Raw genomic sequence first — 20,576 nt, forward strand, 5'->3', positions numbered from 1 at the left:
AGCGCCTTTTATCAGGTCAGCGCCGCTTCCTCTACTGTGTTAGGATTATAAGGCGGTTTATCAAGGGGTGTGTCGGTCCGGGGGGCATCGAGATCGACCACGCTGACCATCATCCCGGTCTGGGTCACGGCACCGGCGGTTGTCAGGAAGGCGATGTCCGCGGCGTCGCGGCCATGGGCGATGCGGACCATGCCCGCCACAGGGGCCAGCCGGGTCGGGTCGACCAGCCACCAGCCGCCATCGAGAAACACTTCGAAAACGGCATGGAAATCCGGCGGATCGAGCGCCAGCGCATAGGCGGCGACGGCGCGCGCCGGCACGCCCGACGCCCGGCACAGGGTCATGCCGAGGTGGGTGAAATCGCGGCAGACGCCGGCGCGATCGATGAAGGTGTTGGCAGCGCTGGTGGTGCCGTTGGAAACGCCGTGGACATAATCGACATTGCTGTGGATCCAGTCGAGGATCGCCAGCACGCGCGCGCCGCCGGGGCTGATATGGCCGAACTCGCGCGAGGCGAAGCGCAGGAACTGGTCGACCGGGCAATAGCGGCTGGGCAGGAGATAGGGCAGCACCGCCACCGGCAGCTGCGACCAGGGCGCGACGGTCAGATTGGCCGGCAGCGTCAGCCGCGGCGATATGCGGATGGTGGCGCGATATTCGATCTCGACACTGCCCGAAAGGCAACCGCGCAGCAGCCTGCCGCCGCTGACCGGATCGGTCGATTCGGCCAGCCGGACGCCGTTGGGCAAGCCCAGATGCTCGCGCTCGATGAACTGTCCCGTGGCGTGCGCCGCTTGGATGACGGCAATGGTATCAGTGGGTTCGGGAAATTCAAAGGCCAGGCGTGACGTGACTTCGAGGCGCAAGGGGAACTCCAGCTTGGACGATGTCGGGCAGTGCCGATGGCAACGCACCGGCGCATGTGAAGTGTCGCACAAATTACAGCCTGGCAGGGAAATATTACGAGGTAATGTGACGTGGTGCGCCGCCGCGACGCGGATCAGGCGATCAGGGCATCGACGGTGTCGTGGAAGCGTTTCACCCCCTGCTCCAGCCCGCCGAGCAGGACATGGTCGACAGCACCCGATTCAAGCCCTTGCTGGCCGAGCGTGGCGGCGCGGAAGTCTTCGCCGGCAAACACGCCCTGGTCGAGCAGCTTCCAGCTTTTCGCCCAATGCGCTTCCGCCTTGGGCGTCGCCGGGGGCGCCGGGATCAGCATGAAATCATCGACGATCGTGCGATTCACCGCACGCGGCATCAGCGTCATGATGTTGATGTAATCGGGCGACGCGACGATGATCGTCGCCGGTGCCAGCGTATAGGCAAAGGTCATCGTGCGGCGCAGCTCGGCCATGCTGCCAATGTCGATGTCGCCATCCAGCGCCGTCAGCCGCGCCACCAGCGAACGGCTGTGCGGGCCGATCAGGTCCCCCGCCGTCACGCCATCCTGGAAATACGGCGCGATGGTGGCGGCGTGGAGGCGGACGACGTGATAGCTTTCGCTGAAGGCGTCGACGATCAGCTTCCAATTGGCAGCGACATCGTGGCTGGCCCGCGCGTAAAGATGCTGGCCGGCAAAATCGAGCGCGTCGAAATCGTCCGCCAGCGGGCCTTGCGCCAGCCCGAAATCATAGCTGCGGCCGCGATCGAGCCCGGCCCAGATCAGCCCGCCGGCCTCGACGCTAGGCAGTTCGACAAGACCATGTGCGCCCTTGTCGAGGCCCGGAAAGGTTTCCGGACGCGGCAGCCCCTTCAGCCGGCCATCGAGGCCATAGCTCCAGGCGTGATAGGGGCAGACCAGCACCGGGCCGTGCGCCAGCGCACAGCCTTCGACCAGCCGCGTGCCGCGATGGCGGCAGACGTTCATGAACACCCGGGCCACACCCTTGCCGTCGCGGGCAAGGAGCAGCGGGATGCCGAAACCATCGTGCGGAACGCTGGTATTCGGCCCCGGCAGCAGCGCCGACGGGCCGAGGACGACCGGCATGGCGTGGAACAGCCGGTCACGCTCCCGGGCGAAGCGATCGGGGCAGGTATAGGCGCTGGCGGCAATGGTGCTGGTCAGCGCCGGCGCCGGCCGCTGCGCCGCGGCCGGGATCGCCTGCGCCAGCGCCCGTTGCCCCGGCGTCGGCTGGCGAAATGGCACATGGATATCCATGGCCGTCAGCTTAGGCCGATGGCAGCCGCCGGCAAGCTGGCGCTTGCGTGAGCCGCGGCGCCTATTTCTTCACCCCCGCGGCCTTTTCATAATCGATGCCGAGCTGGTCCAGATAGGTGTCGTGCTTGGCCGGGTCGTAATAGAATTTTTCCATCTGCGGCCGCATCCGCGTCATGGCGTCGGCGTTGAGCCAGATCGCCGGACTGTCGCCCTTGGCCAGCACCGGGTCATATTTGTCGGTCTTCAGCTGGACATCCTTGAAATAGGTCTTGGCATCGGCGACGAGCTTGGGCGTCATCATCAGGTCGAGCACCGTCATCGCCACCGCCTTGGCGCCCACCACCACGCCCTTGTGCGCAATGGGGGTGGCCATGGCGATCGCCGACTGGACATTATGGCCGATGGCATTGGGGATGTTCGACGGATAGCGGATGGTGATCGTCGGCACCGTCCACATGATGTCGCCGATATCGTCCGACCCGCCGCCGGTCGGCGCGCCGCGCAGCTCGGGCGTGGACAGCGGCTTGACCGTGGTCGCCAGCGGCTCGACCTTTATGCCGTTGGCGGTCTGCATCGCCTTGGCAAAGCCCTGGTCGGCGGCGGTCCATTTCGGCATGCCGACGCGCAGCATGTTGGCCTGCGCCGCCTCCGCCATCGGCTTGTTGCCGAAATTGGGCGCGGCATAGCCCAGCACCTTGCGGCTGACAGTCGTGCCGGTCGCCATCGCCGCGCCTTCGGAGATGGTGTTGCCGATCTCGTAAAGCTCGCGGATCGCCTTGAAGCTGCTTTCGCGGAAATAATACCAGACCGAGGCGGTGCCGGGGACGATGTTGGGCTGGTTGCCGCCGTTGGTGATGACATAATGCGACCGCTGGGTGATCGGCAGATGTTCGCGGCGGAAATTCCAGGCGGCATCCATGATCTCGACACCGTCGAGCGCGCTGCGGCCGTCCCAGGGCTGGCCGGCGGCATGGGCGGTCTTGCCCTTGAACGTATATTCGACGCTGACCAGGCCGTTGTTGCCGGCCGGGCCCCATGAGGTGCTGAGGTCCTTGCCGACATGGACGAAGATCGACGCATCGACGTCCTTGAACATCCCGGCGCGGACATAATAGGCCTTGGTCGCGACCAGTTCCTCGGCGACGCCGGGCCACAGCATCAGCCGGCCCTTGATGCCGTTCTTCTGCATCGTGTCCTTCAGCGCCAGCGCCGCCACGACAACCAGCGGCATGCCGCTGTTATGGCCCTCGCCATGCCCCGGCGCGCCTTCCACCATCGGCGTGATCTTGGCGACGCCCGGATATTGCGACAGGCCGAGCAACCCGTCGACGTCGCTGCCCAGCGCGATCAGCGGCCCGCCTTCGCCCCAGGTGGCGGTGAAGGCGGTGGGAATGCCGGCGACGCCGCGCGTCACCTTGAAACCGTTCTTTTCCAGGATGTCGGTCAGATATTCCGACGTCTTGACCTCCTGGAAGCCGGGCTCGGCATAGCTGAAGACCTGGTCGACCATGACCTGCGCCAGCTTGGCGCGGGCATCGACGCCGGCGGCGACTTCGGCCTTCAGCGCCGGGCTCGCGGCGGCCAGGGCAGGCGCGGCAGCGATCAGTGCGGTCGTGGCCAGCAGGATATTGGCAGCAAGCTTCATTCGAGATTTCCCCCTTCGCGCGGCGTCACCCCGCCGCGCCCCGATGCCATGCTACACATTGAATTCGCGGCGCGAAGTCACTGCCGCACCGACGCCGGCGCGACGGCGCTTATAACCGCGATTGTTGCCGATCGGTCACAGCCGGGCGCTGCGGGCTGCACGATGGACACGCCCCGCACCGCCGCTATGGTGCCGCGATGACAGACGCCGTTTCCCCTGACTGGCGCGCCCCGTTGCGGCGCGGCCTTGCCGGCTTGCGCCATCTCTTGCCGCCCGCTGTCCGGCCCTATTTCGAACCGGGGCCGCTCGGCGCGCTGGCGCTGGGCATTTCCTCGGGCTTTCCGTTCGCGATGATCGCGTCGACACTGTCGACGCGGCTGGCCGAAGCCGGCATCGACAAGAAGGCGGTCACCGCCTTTGCCCTGGCGTTCCTCCTCTACAATTTCAAATTCCTGTGGGCACCGGTGATTGATCGGGTGCGGTTGCCGCTGCTCGCCGATCGCATCGGCCAGCGCCGCGCCTGGCTGCTCGTCATCGGCCTTTGCGTCATGGCGTCGGTCGCGTGGCTGGGGCTGGCCGACCCGCAGGCGGGGCTGGGCATGGTCGTGGCCGCAACGCTGACAGTGGCGTTCTTCGGCGCCACCTACGACATCGTCATCGACGCCTTCCGCATCGAAAACCTCAGCCAGGAACAATTGGGCGTGGGGTCGGGCATGTCGCAATATGGCTGGCGCATCGGTTCCAGCGCTGCCGGCGCCATCGTGCTGCTGCTTGCCGAAAGCCGGGGCTGGAGCTTTGCCTATGTCGCCGCCACGCTGTTCGCGCTGCCGGCGATCATCGCCGGGCTGCTGCTCGGCGAACCGCGCCGCCCGCCAGCGCCCGGCGCCCTGCTGACCGGATGGGCGGCGGTGCAGGACGCCGTCATCGCGCCGCTGGCCGATTTCCTGCGCCGCGATGGCGCCGTGCTGGCGCTGCTGTTCATCCTGTTCCACAAGATCGGCGACACCATGGCCAATCTGACCTTCCGGCTGCTGTTCAACGACCTGGGCTTCACCAAGCCCGAAATCGCGTTTTACGACGTACAGCTGGGGCTGGTCGCCTATCTGGTCGGGGTCTTTGTCGGCGGCATCGTCTTCACCCGGCTCGGCATGAAGGCGGCGGTGCTGCTCAGCCTGGTGCTGATGGCGGTTTCCAACCTCAGCTTTGCCGCGCTTGCGGCGGCGGGCCATTCCAATTTCGGCATGGCAGCGGCAATCGGCTTTGAAAACTTCACCAGCGGCATCGGCGGCGTCGCCGTCGTCGCCTATCTGTCGGCACTGTGCGACCTGCGCTTCACCGCGACCCAGTTCGCGCTGCTGTCGGCGGCATCGTCGATCGCCGGGCGCTTCGTCACCGGCACGACGTCGGGCGCGCTCGTCGAAACCATGGGCTTTGTGAATTTCTACCTGCTGACGACGCTGCTGGCGCTGCCCGGCATCCTCATCTTCGTCTACATGATGCGCAGCGGGCTTGTGGACGACGCGATTCCCGACCGGCCGGCGTCATCTGCCTGACATATGGCGTCACCGGCGCTGTCACAATCGCGCGCTATGGGGCGTGCGTTGGTGCCGCGCGTGCCAGTGGGGGAGTGAAGATCATGGGTCTTGCCATCGGCCGTGCCACCGCCATTGCCCCCGATCTGCTGGCGGCGGCCCCCTTCATCCACCGCGTCGGCCAGCTCGATGTGCGACTGGCCGTGTCACCGGCGGAAATCGCTGCCGCGCAGGCGCTGCGCTACCAGATCTTCTACGAGGAGATGGGCGCCGAACCGACCGCGGCAATGGCCAGGGCGCGCCGCGACATCGATGATTATGACGCGATCTGCGATCACCTGCTCGTCGTCGATCATGGGCTCGCCAATGTGTCCGGGGCACGCCCGCACGTCGTCGGCACCTATCGCCTGCTGCGCCAGGATGTGGCGGCGGCGCATCGCGGCTTTTATTCGGCAGGCGAATATGACCTGTCGCGGCTGATCGCCCATTCGGCCAGCGGCGGCCAGCTGCTCGAGCTCGGGCGCAGCTGCGTGGCACCGGCGTGGCGCAACAACGCCACCATCTCGCTGTTGTGGCGCGGCATCGCCGCCTATCTCCAGACCCACAATATCGGCCACATGTTCGGCTGCGCGTCGCTTCACGGCGCCGATCCGGTGCTCCACACCGCCGAACTGTCGTATCTCTACCACCACCATCTGGCGCCGGCGGAGCTGCGCGCCACGGCGCTGCCGGCACATCATGTGCCGATGGACCGGCTGCCCGCTGCCTCCATCGACAGCCGCGCCGCCGCCCGCGCCTTGCCGCCCCTGATCAAGGGCTATCTGCGCGTCGGCGCCATGGTCGGCGACGGCGGCTTCATCGACCACCAGTTCAACACCGTCGACGTTTTCGTCATCATGCCGGTCGATCGCATCACCAGCCGCTATGCAACACGATTTGTCGGCGCCAACGACAGCGTCTAAGCTCGCCGCAGGGGAGACGGGCATGACCAGGGCGGTGCGGATCGATTTTGTCTCGGACGTCGTCTGCCCCTGGTGCGTCGTCGGGCTGAAGTCGCTGCAAACCGCCATCGCCAACGCCGCCGACGTGCTGACCGCCGAGGTTCATTTCCAGCCGTTCGAGCTCAACCCCGACATGCCCCTCGCCGGCGAGAATGTCCGCGCGCATCTGGCGCGCAAATACGGCGCCGACCCCGTGCGGGTGAAGGGGTCCCGCAACCACATCCGCGACAGCGCCGCCGAATTCGGCTTCACCATCAACGGCGGCCCTGACAGCCGGATCTGGAACAGCTTCGACGCCCACCGGCTGCTGCACTGGGCGGGGCTGGAGGGGCGGCAGGCCGAATTGAAGATAGCGCTGTTCACCACCCATTTCACCGACCAGCAGAGCCTCGCCGACCCCGATGTGCTGGTGGCAGCGGCCGTCGCCGCAGGGCTGGACGGCGATTCCGCGCGCGCCGTGCTGACGTCGGGCGCCTATATCGCCGAGGTCCGGGCGGACGAACGCCACTGGCGCGAACAGGGCATCGCCGCCGTCCCGGCCGTCGTCATCGACGGCAAATATCTCATTACCGGCGGACAGCCGGTGGCCGTCTTCGAAAAGGCGCTGCGGCGGATCGCGGCGGAAGGCTGAACGTGCTGCCGCCACATCAGCGCGGCGCGCCCTCCAGCTGGGCGATCAGCGCGTCGGCGGCTTCGAAGATCGGCCGCTGCGGGTTGGCGGCGCAGAACTGCGACACGAAGCCGGTGGCACTGGCGACATCGGCTTCGACCATCAGCCGCGCCCCCGGCCCGCGGCCGCGGTTGACGCCGCTGAGATAACCCATCAGCCAGTCGGTATCGACCAGGTGCGGCCAGCGCTTGCGCAAATTGGCCGTCCAGGCCGAACATTCCGCGCCGCCGCCGCCATAGACGCTCTGCGCCGCCACCGGCATCGCCAGGCTGAGAATGATCGCGGCACCAAGGGCTTTCAGCATCGGGCGGGTCTCCTGAAGTCTCCGCCAGTCTAGCGCCGCGGCGACGTCTTGTCATGCGCAAGGCAGCGCCGTGCGCCGCGGCCCAAGCCGGACTTCGGCACCCGATAGAAACATTGATTCGGTGGCCATCGCCGGCTCGGCCATGCTGACGACAACGTGAACGTTCGGCGGGGATGGGAGATGGGAAATGGAACCGATGCCACCGCCCCGCTTGTTGCCCCGGCGACCTGCTGATGCGCTGATGCGCGCCCGGGTCGACTACTGGTTCTGGCGCGTCCTCACCGGCCTCGTCTTCGGCGCCGCGCTTGGCCTTTGCATCGTCAATCCGGGCCATGCCGCGCCCGTCCCGATCGCCGCCCTTCCCGGCTGACGGTCAGCGCGACTCCGCCCGCGCCCCAGCCTTTGCCCCCTCTCGTGCCATTGCGGCGCGCACCAGCACGATCCGGTCCTGCCCGAAATACATGTCGCTGCCGCCGACGAAGAAGGTCGGCGTGCCGAAGCCGCCGCGGGCGATGACTTCGTCGGTATTGGCGCGCAGCCGCGCCTTGAGCTCGGGCGAATCGGCAGCCTCCAGCGTCGCCGCTGCGTCGAGGCCGGCGGCAGCGCACGCCTCGGCCAGCACCGCCGGGTCGGCAATGTCGCGGTCCTCCCCCCAGTAAAGCTGGAACACCCGCCGCGCAAAGGCCTCGCAGGCGCCGGCGTCGGCGGCAACCAGGCAGGCGCGCATGGCGCGGGCGCTGTTGATCGGGAAGATGCTCGGCGGCCATGTGATGGCCAGGCCCGACCGGGTGATCCAGTCGTTGAGGTCCTTCCAGAAATAGGCGGTCTTGGGGTTGGCCGCCGCCGCGCGCATTTCATACACCGACGTGTTGACGGTGTTGAACACGCCGCCCACCAGGAATGGCCGGAAACAGACGCCGAACCCGTCCGCGCGCGCCGCAGCGACCAGGGTTTCGAACCCCAGATAGGTCCAGGGGCTGCTGCAATCGAAGAAAAACTCCACCTTCCGGTCCATCATCGCTCTCCCCAAATCGTCGCGGCGCGGCCATGGATTGTTGTCAGCCGTCGATCTGCCGCTACCATGGCCGGATGAAGATTGGAAAATCCAGGGCGCTGTTGGCTCCGCTCGCTGCCCTGCTGCTGGCCGCGGCGCCGGTGGAACCGCCGAGCATCCAGAAGCAGCTCGCCGCGGCGGCCGCGCTTGTCGATGCCAACAAGTCCGACGAGGCGCTGGTCATCCTCGACGCGATGCGCGCCGCCTCCGAATTGCCGGTCGAGCGCGGCCAGATCGAAGGGCTGCGCAGCTTTGCCCTGGCGCGGCAGAACAAGGTTCGGGAAGCGCGGCAGGCGATCGAGGCGAGTGTCGCCAACACGCCGGCACCGACCATGCTGCTGCTGCGCCAGCTGTTCCTGCTGCGCGCCTTCGATGGCGACCCCAAGGGCGCCGGCGACACGCTGCTGCTGATCGCCGCCACCGATTCCAAGGGGCTCAGCCTGTTGCCGACCGAGGTGGTGACCGAAGTGCTGCGCGCCGCGCAGGACGCGAGCAAGGCCGGCGGCGACCGCGGGTTCGAGCTCGATTACGCGCTGGTCGCTGCCAACTGGTCGCCGCCCGACACGACGATTGCCGATCTCGACTGGCTGCGGCTGCGGCTGGCGACGGCGCTGGCGGCGCGCGATCGGCTCGAAGACGCCCGGCCGATCGTGGCGTCGATCCTCAGCCCGGTGGTGCTCGTCCGGCTGGGCATCGACCGGCGGTTCCAGAAACTCTGGCCCGAGATCGAGGCCCGGCTCGGCCCCGGCGCCGACACCGCCGACGCCGCCTATGTCGCTGCCGCCAAGGCGCGCTTCGATGCCGCCCCCAATTCGCTGATTGCGCGGCTGGGCTATGCCGAAGCGCTCAACATCGCCTCGCGCGAGCCCGAAGCGATGGCAGTCGCCGATGTGGCGACGACGCCCGAGGCGCTGGCGGCGCTGACCGACCGCGAAATCTGGCTGGTCAATCTTCACGCCGAACTGCTCGGCGATGCGGGTCAGGTCGACAAGGCACTGGCCCGACTCGCGGCGCTCAACGCCACGCCGATCGCGGGCCGGCCGGGCCTGACCGGCACGATCATCAGCGAAACGCTGCTGGCACAAAGCCTGGGCCGACCGAAGCTGGCGCTGGAACTCGCCGACGCCGCAACGTCGAAAATCCCGGCGGCGAGCGACTTCGGCCGGCTCTATCTCGCCCAGGCGCGGACCTGCGCCCTCGCCGACCTCGACCGCAAGGCCGACGCGGTGACAGCGGCGGCCGACATCCTGGCCAAGCCCGACGGCAATGGCGAAGCCACGCTCGCCGCGCTCATCTGCCTTGGCCGCATGGATGACGCCGCCGCCGCGATCATCAAGCGGCTCGAAGACCCCGCCGACCGCACCGCGATGCTGTTCAACCTGCAACCCTTCCTCATCACCGACCGCCCGAACCCGCGCGACACCCGCTACCGCGCCGGCATGCGCGCCCTGAAGGCCCGGGGCGATGTGAAGGCCGCCTATCAGAAGGTCGGCCGCGACCTGCCGGCAGCGGTGGCGCCGCCACGTTGATGCGAATGGCAGCACCGCTGGCCGCCATCGCCGCACTGGCGATGATCGGCACCACGACGTCGGCGCAGGCGGCCGCGTTCGCACCGGCATTGGCGACATGGGATCGCGATGCCCATGCCGATCTGCGCGGCGTCGTGGTGTTGCACCGCGGACGCCGCGTTGCCGAGCGCTATTACAATGGCGCCGACCCCGATGCGCTGCACGACATCCGATCCGCCGGCAAAAGCGTGACGGCGCTGATGGTCGGCATTGCAGTCGATCGCCATGCCATTGCTTCGGTCGACGATGCGGTGGAAACCTATTGGCCGCAATCCGCGGGTCATCCCGTCGGGGCCGTGCCGCTGCGCAACGTGCTGACAATGCAATCGGGTCTCGCAGCATTCGACGAGGATCCCGCCTCGCCCGGCAACGAGGACCGGATGGACGCAGCCCCCGACCCGCTGGCGTTCCTCCTCGCGGTTCCGAAAGCCGACCCGCCCGGCAGCCGCTATCGCTACAATTCGGCGACGGCCTATACGGCCGGCGTGGTGGTCGCCAAGGCCAGCGGTGAGTCGATGCGCCACCTCGCCGGGCAGCGGCTGTTCACGCCGCTCGGCATCACCGCGTGGCGCTGGGATGCCGACGCCGCCGGCATGACCAAGGGCCAGGGCAATCTGTGGCTGACCACGCGCGGGATGGCGGGCATCGGCGAAATGGTCCGCAACGGCGGGCGGGCCAACGGCCGGCAGATCGTCAGCGCCCGCTGGGTGGAGGCGATGCTGGCACCACGGGTCGACATCACCGCCGACGACCCGTTTGCGGATGCCTATGGCTATTTCTGGTATCGCAAGACGCAGGATATCGCCGGCACCATGATCCCGGTCTCCTTCGCGTCCGGAAACGGCGGCAACAAGATCTATGTCGTGCCGCGTTGCGATCTGGTCGTCGCCATCACCTCCGCGGCCTATGGCCATGGCTATGGCCAGCGCCGGTCGGAGGCGATCCTGAAGGCGGTGCTGGCGTCGGCGGTTGCGTCCGGCGCCTGCCGGACGGGCTGACCGCGACCTCAGTCGAAGACCCGGTCGAAAATCGTGTCGACATGCTTCAGATGATAGCCAAGGTCGAACAGCGGTTCGAGCTGGTCGCGGGGCAGCAGCGCCGTCACTTCGGGGTCCGCCACCAGCAGGTCGAACAACTGCAGCTGGCCGTCCGATTCCCATACCTTCATGGCGTTGCGCTGGACCAGCCGATAGCTGTCCTCGCGTGATGCCCCGGCCTGGGTCAGCGCCAGCAGGATCCGCTGCGAATGGATCAGCCCGCCCATCTTGTTGAGGTTCTTCAGCATGCGATCGGGGTAGATCAGCAGCTTGTCGATGACACCGGTCAGCCGGTGCAGCGCGAAATCGAGCGTGATCGTCGCATCGGGGCCGATCATCCGTTCGACCGACGAGTGCGAAATATCGCGCTCATGCCACAGCGCGACATTTTCCAGTGCCGGGGTCACATAACCGCGCACCAGCCGCGCGAGGCCGGTCAGGTTTTCGGTCAGCACCGGGTTGCGCTTGTGCGGCATGGCGCTGCTGCCCTTCTGCCCGGGCGCGAAATATTCTTCCGCCTCCAGGACCTCGGTGCGCTGCAGATGGCGGATCTCGGTCGCCAGCCGCTCCACGGAACCGGCGACGACGCCCAGGGTCGCAAAGAACATCGCATGGCGGTCGCGCGGGATGACCTGGGTGGAAACCGGCTCGATCGCCAGCCCCATCGCCTTGGCGACATGCGCTTCCACGGCGGGATCGATGTTGGCAAAGGTGCCGACCGCCCCCGAAATCGCCGCCGTGGCGATTTCCTCGCGCGCCATCACCAGCCGCGCCCGGCAGCGGCGGAACTCGGCATAGGCCTGTGCCAGCTTCAACCCGAAGGTCGTCGGTTCGGCATGGATGCCATGGCTGCGCCCCATCGTCGGCGTGTGCTTGTGCTCCAGCGCGCGGCGCTTGATCGCGGCGAGCAGGGCATCGGTATCGGCGATCAGGATGTCGGCGGCGCGGGCCAGCTGCACGCTGAGGCAGGTGTCGAGCACATCGGAACTGGTCATGCCCTGGTGGACGAAGCGCGCCTCCGGCCCGACATGTTCGGCAAGGTTGGTCAGGAAGGCGATGACGTCGTGGCGCGTTTCGCGCTCGATCTCGTCGATGCGCGCGACCTCGAACTTGCCGCGCTCCCATACGGCTTTCGCTGCATCGGCAGGCACGACGCCCAATTCGACCAGCGCATCCATGGCGTGCGCCTCGATCTCGAACCAGATCTGGAAACGGGCTTCGGGTTCCCAGATGGCAACCATCTCGGGGCGGGAATAGCGGGGGATCATGGGGTCGGCTCCGTTGTTGCGGCGGCGTTAGCACGCGGGCGGGCGCTGGCAAAGCGGTGGCGAAAGCGGCGTCGGACCCCTAAGTCACCCCGGTGACCACCGCCTCCGTTCGCGTCGTCGTCTTCCAGCACGGGCTGGGCGCGCTCGACTATGCCGTGCCGCCGGGGCTCGACCTCGGCCCGGGGGATGCCGTGACCGTTCCGCTCGGCCCGCGCACCATCACCGGCGTCGTCTGGGACGCCGGCCGGCTGCACGGCCGCGACGTCGAGCCTAAGCGCCTGCGTCCGGTCGCGGCACGGCTCGACCTGCCGCCGATCGCCGAACCGTTGCGCCGTCTGTGCGAATGGGTGGCGGACTATTATGTCGCCCCGCTCGCCGGGGTCATCCGCATGGTCTGGCCGTCGGTGGCGTTTCTGGGGGACCGCGAAACCACCGAATATCGCGCCGGCGGCGACGCGCCCACACGGCTGACGCCCGAACGCGCCCGGGCGCTCGAAAAGCTTGCCGATCGCCAGGGCAGCGTCCGCGACCTCACGCGCATCGCCGGCGTGTCGGACGCGGTCATCCGCGGGCTGGTCAAGGCCGGCACGCTGCTGCCGGTGGTCGTCGGCGCCGACCGGCCGATTGCCGTTCCCGACCCCGGTTTCGCCCCACCGCTGCTGGAGGCCGCGCAGGCTGCCGCCGCCGGCAGCATTGCCGACGCGGTAACGGCGGGCGGCTTTGCGCCCTTTCTGCTGGAAGGCGTCACCGGGTCGGGCAAGACCGAGGTCTATTTCGAAGCGGTCGCGGCGGCGCTGCGCAGCGGCGGCCAGGCGCTGGTGCTGGTCCCCGAAATCGCGCTGACGGCGCCCTGGCTGGCGCGGTTCGCGGCACGCTTCGGCTGCGCGCCGGTGTCCTGGCATTCGGATCTCAAGGCCAGCGAGCGCCGCGCCGCCTGGTCCGCGATTGCCGACGGCCGCGCCCGGGTCGTCGTCGGCGCCCGCTCGGCCTTGTTCCTGCCTTTCAAGGATCTCCGCGTCACCATTGTCGATGAAGCCCATGAAACCAGCTTCAAGCAGGAAGAAGGCGTCCATTACCACGCCCGCGACGTCGCCGTGATGCGGGCGCGCGAGGAAGCCGCCACGGTGGTCCTCGCCACCGCCACCCCGGCGATCGAAACCCAGGTGCAGGCGGCGCGCGGCACCTACCGCCATCTGCTGCTGCCGGCGCGCTTCGGCGGCGCCCGGATGCCCGACATCGCTGCCGTCGATCTGCGCCGCTTTCCGCCGGCGCGCGGCCATTGGCTCAGCCCGCCGCTGGTCGCCGCCGTCACCGCGACGCTGGAAAAGGGCGAACAGGCGCTGCTGTTCCTCAACCGGCGCGGCTATGCCCCGCTGACCCTGTGCCGGACCTGCGGCGAGCGTATCCAATGCCCCAATTGCACCGCCTGGATGGTCGAACACCGCCTGTCGCGGCGGCTGGCCTGCCACCATTGCGGGCATGTGACGCCGGTGCCGCCGGCGTGCCCGGCCTGCGGCGACGCCGATTCGCTGGTGGCGTGCGGCCCCGGCGTGGAACGCATTGCGGAGGAAGTCGGCCGGCTCTGGCCCGCCGCCCACGTCGCGCTGGTGACATCGGACACGATCAATTCGCCGGCGCGCGCGGCGGCGCTGGTGGCGGCGGTGGAAGCGCGCGAGATCGACGTGCTGATCGGCACGCAAATGGTCACCAAGGGCTATCACTTTCCCGAACTGACCCTGGTGGGCGTCGTCGATGCCGACCTCGGCCTGTCCGGCGGGGACCTGCGCGCCGGCGAACGCACCTTCCAGCAGGTTGCGCAGGTCGCCGGCCGCGCCGGGCGCGGCGCGAAACCCGGGCGCGTGCTGATCCAGACCCACCAGCCGCAGGCGCGGGTGATGCAGGCGCTGGTCGCCGGCGACCCGCGGGCCTTCTACGCCGCCGAAACCGAAACCCGGCGCGACCTCGGCCTGCCGCCGTTCGGCCGGCTGGCCGCGATCATCGTCTCGTCCGAAGACGCCGGCGCTGCGCTGGCGGCAGCGCGCGCCATCGGCGCAGCGGCACCGGCGGCGGAAGGCCTCAGCGTCCTCGGCCCCGCCGCCGCCCCGCTCGCCATGCTGCGCGGCCGCCACCGCCAGCGGCTGCTGGTCCAGGCGACGCGGACGCTGGCGCTGCAGCGCATCCTGCGCGACTGGCTCGGCAGCGTGCCGGTGCCGGGCAATGTCCGCGTCGTGGTCGATGTGGACCCGTACAGCTTCGTCTGACCCGCCGGGGTCAGCCCCGCACCTTCACGATCATCCGGTCGACCACCCCCGGCAGCGCTGCCAGCGGCACGCCGCCGGTTTCCACCAGCGCGTCGTTGAAGTCGCGGACATCCCATTTCGGCCCCAGCGCCGCCTTGGCGCGGATGCGCTGCTTGATGATCTCGTTGTGGCCGATCTTGTAGCCACAGGCCTGGCCGGGCGAGGCGCAATAGCGGTCGATCTCGCTGGTCACGGCGGCGCGCGACCGGCCGGTTTCGGCGACCATCGTGTCGATCGCCTTGTCGCGGCTCCACTTCATCGCGTGCAGCCCGGTATCGACGATCAGCCGCACCGCGCGGAAGCGCTGCGCCTGCAGATAGCCGAGCCGGCCATAGGGATCATCGGCATAAAGCCCGAACTCGTCGACCAGCTGTTCGGCATACAGCGCCCAGCCTTCGACAAAGGCGTTGAACCCGACCAGTTGCGCCACCGGCGACACGATATCGGGATGTTCGGCGAGATAGGCGCCCTGCCAGGCATGGCCGGGAATCGCCTCGTGCGCGGTCAGCGACGCCAGCGTCCAGGTCGGCCAATCCCCCATGTTCTTCAGGTTGATGTAATAGATCGCCGGGCGCTTCCCGTCGGCACTGGCAAAGTTCATGTAACCCAGAGCGGCACCATCCTGGATGTCGACCGGGACCCGCTTGACCAGCACATCGGCCTTCAGCCCGAGCTTCGAAACCTTGGGCAATAGCGGCCGGATCGCATCGATGCGGCCCTGGCAATAGGCCAGCACCGCGGCGCGGCCGGCATCGCTGTCGGGCTTCAGAAACCGCGGGTCGGCGGTCAGCGCCGCGGTCCGTTCCCCGACGCTGCCCCTGGTCATCCCCTGGGCGCGCAGGATGGCGTCCATTTCGGCGGCGATGGCGCGGTTCTGTTCCCAGCCGGTGCGATGGATCTCCTCGGCGGTCTGGCTGGTGGTCGTCTGGCTTTTCAGCGCAAAGGCATAATAGGCGTCGCCGCCGGGCAGCTTCCATACCCCGGCGTCGCTGTTGGCCTTCAACGCCTTCAGCGCCGCCGTCTGGCGATCGAGCGCCGGATAGATGGCATCGGCGACCACCGCGGTCGCTTCGGCGGTCGGATCGGGCAGGCCGAGCTTCTTGGCGCGGGCGGCGAGCGAGGTCACGAACTTGGACTGTGCCGCCGGCACACCGCGCAGCGTCGCCTGCTGGCCGAGCGTGTTGGCGATGAGGAAGTCGGGCGGCACCACGCCCTTGCCGGCGTCGGCCGCGATGCGTGCGGTTTCGGCGTCGAGGTTGGTCGCCACCTGGCGCAACCGGCTGAGATAGGCAGCTGCCCCGGCGGCGTCCTCGACGCGGTGATAGCTGTCGAGAAACTCGGCGGCCTGGCTGTAGGTGCCGTTCTGCTGGCTGACGATATAGGGGATGCTCCCCGATGTCCCCGACTGGCCGAAGTCGAAGGCTTCGCCTTCGGTGCCGATGTTCAGCGCCCAGGCGGCCGAATCGTAATTGTTGATGTCGGCGCCCTGCAGCCGGTCGCGCGGCACGGTGGCAAGCAACGCCTTGGCGGCGGCATTGACGCGCCGGTCTTCCGCGACCCCGGCCGGGGACAGGTCGGTCAGGCGGGTGGCGAGCACCGCATTGGCGCCGGTGTCCATGCCGAGCAGCGTCGCCTGTTCGGGGCTGCGCTTCAGCAGCTGGTCGGCAATGGTCTGCAACGCTGCCGCCAGCTGCGGGTCGCGCGGCGCCGTGGTTGCCGCCGTGGTCGCCGCCGTTGCGGCACGTGCCATCGCAGGCAATGCAGCGACGGCGCCGAGCCCGGCGGCGCTCCCCAACAGACTGCGGCGGCTCGGATTGGCAAAGGTCATCGGGTCAGATCTTTCTGGGGGTGGGAGGAACGTTCAACAGGCCGGGGACTTCCGGCTCGTCGAGCAACGGCACCGTCCGCAATTTCCGGGCGAACAGCAACCGGTCGGCGCCCTTGAAGCCGAAGCGCCAGATGATGCCGCCATAAACACCCAGGATCGCGACCAGCCCGATCGACAGCTGCACCGGTTCGGGGGTGCGCATGACCAGCAGCCCGGTGGCAAAGGCCGCCCCACCCGCCGCCAGCATCGACAGGCGCCAGCCGGCCACCGGATGGCCGAGAACGCGGGCGAGCAGCCGTGACTTGACGATCGACAAAAACAGCGCCGACACCGCCAGCCCCGCCGCGGCGCCGACGCCGCCGTACCGCGGCACCAGCACCAGGCTGACGCCGATCTGGATCGCGACACCGACCAGCGACCACATCAGGTTGCGCCCGCGCGCCACATAGATCAGCGCCGATTCGGCCACCGCCGCCTGCGCCGCCAGCAGTTCGACGGTCAGCAGCACCGCCAGCACCAGCGCGCCGCCGGCGAACACAGGCCCGAACAGACCCATGCCGGCCTTGCCGGTCATCCCCAGCGCCAGCACGACGCCCAGTTGCGCGGCCCCGACCCAGAAGCTGATCTGCCGGACATGTGCCGCCACCTTGGCAAGGTTGCCGGCGGCGAGGTTGGTGGTCAGCACCGGCGCCAATATGGGGTCGAAGCTCGATTTCAGCCGCTGCGGCAGCGATGCGATCTGCTGCGCGACATAATAGATGCCGACGATCTCCGGCCCGGCAAACCGCCCGAGGATGAAGATGTCGAGCCGCCGCGCGCCCCATTCGGTGATGTCCGCCCCGGCCAGGGCCAGGTTGCGCGTGACCAGCGAGCGCAGCGCCGCCAGATCGGGCGCCCAGCCGCCGACCAGCCCGAAGGCGCGCAGCGCCGGCACCACCGATGCCAGCGCCGCCGCAGCCATCGACAAAACATAGGCAATGCCGAGCCCGCCCGGCTTCAGCGCGGTGAACGCCAGCGCCAGCGCGGCGATGCTGAGCACCCAGGGTTCGACCAGCGACCGCGCCCGCACCGTCGCCCCGATATCGTGCCGAAAGGCCAGCGCCGCCAGGCAGATGTCGGAGATCACGATGGCAAGGATGATGAGCGGGAACAGCCGCGCACTGGGCGACACATCGCCATTGGGAAAGACGATCTGCGGCACCGCGATCAGCAGCATCGCGCCGCCGATGCCGGCCAGCAGCGACAGCAGCAGCGCGTCGTAAAGCGCATGGGTTTCGCCATCGGGCGTCCGCCGCCGCGCCATGTCCTCGGCCAGTCCGCGCTTCAGCCCCAGGGTGGCGAGCATCGCCACAAGTTCGACGACCATCGTCGCATAGGCAAAGCGCCCCAGCGCATCGGCGCCATACATGCGCCCGGCGATGAACAGAAAGGGAAAGCGCGCCGCCAGCCGCAGCACATAGCCGATGAAGCTGGTCCGCCCGCCCCGCGCCAGCGCGGCGGTTTCGGCCCCCTCCCGCTCGGCGGCTTCGGCTCTCGCCCGCTCGGCGGGCTGGGCATTGCCGTTCCCGGATGGGTCAGCCGACATGCACCCGCCGATAGCGGCCATGGAGATACAGCAGCGATTCGCGCTCCGGCGCCAGGCCATAGCGGGTGATGCGTCCGACGATGATGCGATGGTCGCCGCCATCATGATCGGCATGGATATGGCAGGCAAAGGCGGCCTTGGCGGCGGCGAGCACCGGCAGCCCGTCCCAATCGATCCAGTCGGCTTCGGCAAAGCGATCGATGCCGCGCCGCGTGAAACGATCGGCGATCGGCTGGCCATCGAGATCGAGGATGTTGATGGCAAAGCGCCCGGTTTCGCGCAGCAACGGCAGCGCCGACGCGCCATTGGCCGGGCAGAACAACAACAGCGGCGGATCGAGCGACACCGAAGTGAAGCTGTTGGCCGTCAGCCCGGTGCGCGTGCCATCGGCCGCGCGGCCGGTGACGACGGTGACGCCGGTGGCGAAACAGCCGAAGGCATCGCGCAACCGGCGCGGATCGAAGGGGGGTTCGGCAAGGTCCATGGCGCCGCAAGCCCTATGGCATCGCCCGCAAAATGGCTAGGGTCCGGTCACGCCGGCGGCGGGGCGCATCGCCTCACCCATCGCTTCACCCATGCGCCGGATGGCGCCGACCTTCGCCGTCAACGCCGACCAGTCGTCGGCGGCCGCGATCGGCGCCCAGATCGCCTCGACCTCGTCGATCAGCAGCGTGCACGGCCCGGCATCGGCCCAGTAATCATGCGCCGGTGCAGCCCCGGCATAGGCCGCGACCGCGGCGACAAAGCCGGTGAACGCCGGCCCGGCATAGATCGCATCGGCCGGCGAATCGCCACGCCGCACGCCGCCCCGCCAATCGAACCAGAAGCGATCGGGCGCCATCCGCGATCCCACCAGCCCGGCCTCAATCGCCTTGACCAGCGCGGTGTCGGCCTCGGCGCCGCGCGACGCCACCCCCAGCCGGCCCAGCATCGCCGTCACCATCGCCGCCTGGTAGCGCGGCGCAAAGGCCTCGAGCGCCGGCTTCAGCGCGTCGAGCGGCGCCACCAGCCGCAGCGCGCCCGCCAGCTGATAGACATTCCACTGCAGCGCCTCGGCCTGCCGGCCGAAGCTGTAAAGCCCGTGATGGTCGAAATAGGCCGCGGTGAAATCGGGGTCCCACGCCGGCGCGAACCGCCAGGGGCCATAGTCGAACGATTCGCCGGTGATGTTGATATTGTCGGTGTTGAGCACGCCATGGACGAACCCCGCCGCCATATATTGCGCCGCCAGCCGGCTGCCGCTGGTCACCGCATGGTCCAGAAGCGCCGCCGCGTCCCGCCCTTCGGGAACGAAATGCCGGCAGGCGTAATCGACCAGCCGCGCCATCGCGGCCTCGTCCTGCAGATAGGCCTGGCGCTGGAAGCTGCCATAGCGGACATGGCTGTGGCTCAGCCGGACAAGCACGGCACCGCGCGTCGGGCTCGGTTCGTCGCTGCGGTCGAGCGCCTCGCCGGTTTCGATCACCGACAGCGTCCGGCTCGTCGTCACGCCCAGCGCCTCGAGCATTTCGGTCGCCAGTATCTCGCGCACGGCGCCCTTCAGCGTCAGCCGGCCGTCGCCGGCGCGGCTCCACGGCGTCGTACCGCTGCCCTTGGTGCCGAGGTCCATCAGCCGGCCGGCGGCGTCGCGGCACTGCGCGAACAAAAAGCCCCGCCCGTCGCCGAGGTCGGGATTGTAGGTGCGGAACTGATGGCCGTGGTATCGCAAGGCCAGCGGCACATCGAGGCTGCCCGGCAAGGGTGCGAACCGCCCGAAATGCCGCAGCCAGTCGCCGTCCGACAGCGCTTCGAGGCCGATCTCCGCGGCCGCGCGGTCGTTGCGGAAGCGCAGGACGGTTTCGGGAAAATCCGCCGGCGCAACGGGGTCGAAAAAGCCGTCCCCCAGTTCCAGGATCGCGGTTTCGCCGTGAAAGGCCGTCAATTGGTCGGGTACTGACAGGCGGCGCGGATGAAGCGGATGGTCTCGCGCGCGACTCGCGCTTCCTCTTCCGGCGTCTTGGCGGTCAGCACCAGGTCGATGGCGTCGCCGACGACATGGTGCATGAACGAGGCTGCCAGCTCGATATCGATGCCGTCGATGCCGCGCTTCTGCATCGACACCGCCATCTGGCGATGGATCCATTCCGTCGTCGTCGCTTTGGCAGCGTGGTAAAAGGGTTCGGCTTCGGGGTTCTTGAGCATCGCCGGCTTGCCGACCTCGCATTCGCTGCCGGTGATGCCTTCCCACAGGGTATTGGCCTTGCAGAAGGCAAAGACCCGCGAAATGATGATTCCCGGCTCCAGATCCTCCAGGGCGTCGCCCTGCTCCATCGCCTCGATCATCGCCTGGCCATGGCGCTCGCCCAGTTGCGCCAGCAGCGCCTTTTTCGACCCGAAATGATAGAAGATCGAGCCTTCCGAAACATCCGCCTCACGCGCGATGTCGGCGGTGCCGGTGCCGGCAAAGCCCTTGGTGGAAAACAGCATATGGGCGGCGGCCAGAACGCGCTGCTTGGTTTCGGCGGGGTCGTATCGGCGCGCACGGCTGTCGGCCCGGGGCTCGGCCCTGGAGGTTGCTCGGGGACTGGCGATATCGGTCGCGCGCGTTGCCACGATAGTGTGTCTTCCTCATGCCCCCCGGTCGCCG

18 protein-coding genes are annotated in these 20,576 nt (G+C 68.4%); 7 read left to right on the top strand and 11 right to left on the bottom strand.

Annotation, left to right across the window (positions count from 1 at the left end; genetic code table 11):
* Positions 1-11: 11 nt before the first annotated feature.
* The 3 genes from GGQ62_RS08560 to GGQ62_RS08570 all read right to left on the bottom strand — a co-directional run bounded on the left by GGQ62_RS08560 (position 12) and on the right by GGQ62_RS08570 (position 3,803).
* A complete protein-coding gene (locus GGQ62_RS08560; protein WP_152578517.1) occupies positions 12-866 on the bottom strand; it encodes a transglutaminase-like domain-containing protein in 855 nt (284 codons plus the stop codon).
* Between the two features lie 134 nt (positions 867-1,000).
* Positions 1,001-2,158, bottom strand: coding sequence for an aromatic ring-hydroxylating oxygenase subunit alpha (locus GGQ62_RS08565; RefSeq protein ID WP_152578518.1), 1,158 nt, complete (start codon positions 2,156-2,158; stop codon positions 1,001-1,003).
* 61 nt (positions 2,159-2,219) lie between these two features.
* A complete protein-coding gene (locus GGQ62_RS08570; RefSeq protein ID WP_152578519.1) occupies positions 2,220-3,803 on the bottom strand; it encodes an amidohydrolase in 1,584 nt (527 codons plus the stop codon).
* 197 nt (positions 3,804-4,000) lie between these two features.
* Between GGQ62_RS08570 and GGQ62_RS08575 the strand changes: the two genes are divergently transcribed.
* The 3 genes from GGQ62_RS08575 (at position 4,001) to GGQ62_RS08585 (ending at position 6,967) form a co-directional block, all read left to right on the top strand.
* A complete protein-coding gene (locus tag GGQ62_RS08575) occupies positions 4,001-5,356 on the top strand; it encodes an AmpG family muropeptide MFS transporter (RefSeq protein ID WP_152578520.1) in 1,356 nt (451 codons plus the stop codon).
* 83 nt (positions 5,357-5,439) lie between these two features.
* On the top strand, positions 5,440-6,297 hold the full coding sequence (gene olsB, locus GGQ62_RS08580; RefSeq protein WP_152578521.1) for a l-ornithine N(alpha)-acyltransferase: 858 nt from the start codon (positions 5,440-5,442) through the stop codon (positions 6,295-6,297).
* Between the two features lie 22 nt (positions 6,298-6,319).
* Complete coding sequence (locus GGQ62_RS08585; protein ID WP_167649543.1) at positions 6,320-6,967, top strand: DsbA family oxidoreductase; 648 nt, start codon at positions 6,320-6,322, stop codon at positions 6,965-6,967.
* 16 nt (positions 6,968-6,983) lie between these two features.
* On the opposite strand, the gene GGQ62_RS08590 is transcribed toward GGQ62_RS08585, so the two are convergent.
* Positions 6,984-7,310, bottom strand: coding sequence for a hypothetical protein (locus GGQ62_RS08590; protein WP_152579218.1), 327 nt, complete (start codon positions 7,308-7,310; stop codon positions 6,984-6,986).
* A 187-nt stretch (positions 7,311-7,497) separates the two neighbouring features.
* On the opposite strand from GGQ62_RS08590, the gene GGQ62_RS08595 reads away from it, so the two are divergent.
* Positions 7,498-7,680: a hypothetical protein gene (locus GGQ62_RS08595; protein ID WP_152577689.1), complete on the top strand. Its 183-nt coding sequence runs from the start codon at positions 7,498-7,500 to the stop codon at positions 7,678-7,680.
* A gap of 3 nt (positions 7,681-7,683) precedes the next feature.
* On the opposite strand, the gene GGQ62_RS08600 is transcribed toward GGQ62_RS08595, so the two are convergent.
* On the bottom strand, positions 7,684-8,313 hold the full coding sequence (locus tag GGQ62_RS08600; RefSeq protein WP_341534273.1) for a 2-hydroxychromene-2-carboxylate isomerase: 630 nt from the start codon (positions 8,311-8,313) through the stop codon (positions 7,684-7,686).
* A gap of 113 nt (positions 8,314-8,426) precedes the next feature.
* Here GGQ62_RS08600 and GGQ62_RS08605 point away from each other — a divergent pair, with 113 nt between their 5' ends.
* Complete coding sequence (locus tag GGQ62_RS08605; RefSeq protein ID WP_152577688.1) at positions 8,427-9,893, top strand: hypothetical protein; 1,467 nt, start codon at positions 8,427-8,429, stop codon at positions 9,891-9,893.
* Positions 9,894-9,898: 5 nt separating this feature from the next.
* Positions 9,899-10,930, top strand: coding sequence for a serine hydrolase domain-containing protein (locus GGQ62_RS08610; protein WP_207790495.1), 1,032 nt, complete (start codon positions 9,899-9,901; stop codon positions 10,928-10,930).
* 8 nt (positions 10,931-10,938) lie between these two features.
* On the opposite strand, the gene purB is transcribed toward GGQ62_RS08610, so the two are convergent.
* Complete coding sequence (purB, locus tag GGQ62_RS08615) at positions 10,939-12,237, bottom strand: adenylosuccinate lyase (protein WP_152577687.1); 1,299 nt, start codon at positions 12,235-12,237, stop codon at positions 10,939-10,941.
* 92 nt (positions 12,238-12,329) lie between these two features.
* Between purB and GGQ62_RS08620 the strand changes: the two genes are divergently transcribed.
* Entirely contained in the window at positions 12,330-14,498 is a 2,169-nt protein-coding gene (locus GGQ62_RS08620; protein ID WP_152577686.1) for a primosomal protein N', read from the top strand.
* Between the two features lie 10 nt (positions 14,499-14,508).
* Here GGQ62_RS08620 and GGQ62_RS08625 read toward each other — a convergent pair whose 3' ends face one another.
* From GGQ62_RS08625 to GGQ62_RS16380, 5 genes are read right to left on the bottom strand one after another with little or no spacing between them, the layout of a single operon-like run.
* A complete protein-coding gene (locus GGQ62_RS08625) occupies positions 14,509-16,365 on the bottom strand; it encodes a DUF885 domain-containing protein (RefSeq protein WP_152577685.1) in 1,857 nt (618 codons plus the stop codon).
* Between the two features lie 4 nt (positions 16,366-16,369).
* Positions 16,370-17,950: a lipopolysaccharide biosynthesis protein gene (locus tag GGQ62_RS08630; RefSeq protein ID WP_167649544.1), complete on the bottom strand. Its 1,581-nt coding sequence runs from the start codon at positions 17,948-17,950 to the stop codon at positions 16,370-16,372.
* Entirely contained in the window at positions 17,940-18,434 is a 495-nt protein-coding gene (locus GGQ62_RS08635) for a flavin reductase family protein (protein WP_152577684.1), read from the bottom strand. Before GGQ62_RS08635 ends, GGQ62_RS08630 begins: the two co-directional genes overlap by 11 nt.
* Positions 18,435-18,470: 36 nt before the next feature.
* A complete protein-coding gene (locus tag GGQ62_RS08640; RefSeq protein ID WP_424022214.1) occupies positions 18,471-19,889 on the bottom strand; it encodes a protein adenylyltransferase SelO family protein in 1,419 nt (472 codons plus the stop codon).
* Positions 19,868-20,542, bottom strand: coding sequence for a TetR/AcrR family transcriptional regulator (locus GGQ62_RS16380; RefSeq protein WP_152577682.1), 675 nt, complete (start codon positions 20,540-20,542; stop codon positions 19,868-19,870). The genes GGQ62_RS08640 and GGQ62_RS16380 overlap by 22 nt, the downstream gene beginning before the upstream one ends.
* Positions 20,543-20,576: the final 34 nt, after the last annotated feature.

The sequence above is a fragment of the Polymorphobacter fuscus genome (genome assembly GCF_011927825.1).
GTDB lineage: Bacteria > Pseudomonadota > Alphaproteobacteria > Sphingomonadales > Sphingomonadaceae > Sandarakinorhabdus > Sandarakinorhabdus fusca.

What these genes read in the sequence shown, in the direction of transcription:
- GGQ62_RS08635 (WP_152577684.1), bottom strand. Translation starts at nt 18,434, where the DNA reads ATGGACCTTGCCGAACCCCCCTTCGATCCGCGCCGGTTGCGCGATGCC.
- olsB (WP_152578521.1), top strand. Translation starts at nt 5,440, where the DNA reads ATGGGTCTTGCCATCGGCCGTGCCACCGCCATTGCCCCCGATCTGCTG.
- GGQ62_RS08565 (WP_152578518.1), bottom strand. Translation starts at nt 2,158, where the DNA reads ATGGATATCCATGTGCCATTTCGCCAGCCGACGCCGGGGCAACGGGCG.
- GGQ62_RS08595 (WP_152577689.1), top strand. Translation starts at nt 7,498, where the DNA reads ATGGAACCGATGCCACCGCCCCGCTTGTTGCCCCGGCGACCTGCTGAT.
- GGQ62_RS08570 (WP_152578519.1), bottom strand. Translation starts at nt 3,803, where the DNA reads ATGAAGCTTGCTGCCAATATCCTGCTGGCCACGACCGCACTGATCGCT.
- GGQ62_RS08585 (WP_167649543.1), top strand. Translation starts at nt 6,320, where the DNA reads ATGACCAGGGCGGTGCGGATCGATTTTGTCTCGGACGTCGTCTGCCCC.
- GGQ62_RS08610 (WP_207790495.1), top strand. Translation starts at nt 9,899, where the DNA reads ATGGCAGCACCGCTGGCCGCCATCGCCGCACTGGCGATGATCGGCACC.
- GGQ62_RS08625 (WP_152577685.1), bottom strand. Translation starts at nt 16,365, where the DNA reads ATGACCTTTGCCAATCCGAGCCGCCGCAGTCTGTTGGGGAGCGCCGCC.
- GGQ62_RS08630 (WP_167649544.1), bottom strand. Translation starts at nt 17,950, where the DNA reads ATGTCGGCTGACCCATCCGGGAACGGCAATGCCCAGCCCGCCGAGCGG.
- purB (WP_152577687.1), bottom strand. Translation starts at nt 12,237, where the DNA reads ATGATCCCCCGCTATTCCCGCCCCGAGATGGTTGCCATCTGGGAACCC.
- GGQ62_RS08575 (WP_152578520.1), top strand. Translation starts at nt 4,001, where the DNA reads ATGACAGACGCCGTTTCCCCTGACTGGCGCGCCCCGTTGCGGCGCGGC.
- GGQ62_RS08590 (WP_152579218.1), bottom strand. Translation starts at nt 7,310, where the DNA reads ATGCTGAAAGCCCTTGGTGCCGCGATCATTCTCAGCCTGGCGATGCCG.